The sequence below is a fragment of the Citrobacter sp. Cf088 genome, assembly GCF_030334295.1.
GTDB lineage: Bacteria > Pseudomonadota > Gammaproteobacteria > Enterobacterales > Enterobacteriaceae > Citrobacter > Citrobacter freundii.
In genome coordinates, this window is the sequence record NZ_JAOWEE010000024.1 from 1 (window position 1) to 265 (window position 265).

Below are 265 nucleotides of genomic sequence, written 5' to 3' on the forward strand. Positions count from 1 at the left end.
GCTTGTAGCTCAGGTGGTTAGAGCGCACCCCTGATAAGGGTGAGGTCGGTGGTTCAAGTCCACTCAGGCCTACCAAATTCTTTCTGATACCGCGTTGTGAAACGACTCGCATACTTCAGTATGCTTCGCCGCTCCACGCCTTGTCTCAGCAGGAATTAAGGTGAATGAGATAACTACGATGGGGCTATAGCTCAGCTGGGAGAGCGCCTGCCTTGCACGCAGGAGGTCTGCGGTTCGATCCCGCATAGCTCCACCATCTTTACTG

At 54.0% G+C, this 265-nt stretch carries 1 tRNA gene; it reads left to right on the top strand.

Going from position 1 to position 265, the window contains the following annotated elements:
• The first annotated feature begins 180 nt into the window (after positions 1 to 180).
• Positions 181 to 256, top strand: a tRNA-Ala gene (locus tag OGV71_RS01555).
• Positions 257 to 265: the final 9 nt, after the last annotated feature.